Consider the following 801-nt stretch of genomic DNA (forward strand, 5'->3'; position numbering starts at 1 on the left):
CGAGATTGTCGAGATTGTCGAGCACGACGATATCGCCCGGCTTGAGTGTTGGAACCAGAAACTGCTCGACATAGGCCAAAAAACTGCGCCCGTTGATCGGTCCGTCGAGAACGCAGGGTGCGGTGATCCGGTCATGACGCAAAGCAGCCAAAAAGGTCAGTGTCTTCCAGTGGCTATGGGGAACCCTGGCTCTCAGTCTCTCACCTTTGCGGCAACGGCCGTGCGTGCGCGTCATGTTGGTCTTGGCCCAGGTTTCGTCGATAAAGACCAGATGCGTGGGATCTATATCGGCCTGATAGCGCTTCCAGAATTTACGCTTGCGCGCGACGTCAGGCCGGTCCAGCTCGCAGGGCAGCACGCTTTTTTTTGAAGCTGATCCCTTCGGATTGGAAAAAGCGCGAGAGCATGCCTGTGTCGGCCTGAACGCCACGCTCCTCGCGCAGTCGGATCGACAGCGCCGCGAGGGTGATATCAGGCTCGGCATCAATGATGGCCAGCAGCCAGGCCCGTTCAGGTCTGGTTTTCGAGGGACGATGCCCGCCCGTGCCGGCGCAGCACCGATCTCCGATGCGTCTTGCGCGCTGCACCCATTTGATCGCCGAGGCATCGCTCACGCCAAAACGGCGCGCCGCTGCCCGGCAACTCATGCCGTCTTTCTCCACCGCATCAATTACACGGTCTCGTAAATCCTGCGAGTAGGCTTTTGGCATGAAAGCTGGCCTCCTTCGCCAGTCTTCATCTTGAATCACATCAGACACCCTTTGGGAATCCTATGATTCAAGCTATTCGCAGCGCGCTCTA

At 58.2% G+C, this 801-nt stretch carries 2 protein-coding genes; both read right to left on the reverse strand.

Annotated features, from left to right (window positions below; genetic code table 11):
• On the reverse strand, positions 1-358 hold a 358-nt coding region (locus tag CFR79_RS15990), incomplete at its 3' end, for a transposase (RefSeq protein WP_181417463.1).
• A complete protein-coding gene (locus tag CFR79_RS15515) occupies positions 330-710 on the reverse strand; it encodes an IS630 transposase-related protein (protein WP_110548472.1) in 381 nt (126 codons plus the stop codon). The genes CFR79_RS15515 and CFR79_RS15990, both read right to left, overlap by 29 nt.
• Positions 711-801 lie beyond the last annotated feature (91 nt).

This window comes from Komagataeibacter saccharivorans (genome assembly GCF_003207825.1).
In the GTDB taxonomy this organism is placed as follows: domain Bacteria; phylum Pseudomonadota; class Alphaproteobacteria; order Acetobacterales; family Acetobacteraceae; genus Komagataeibacter; species Komagataeibacter saccharivorans.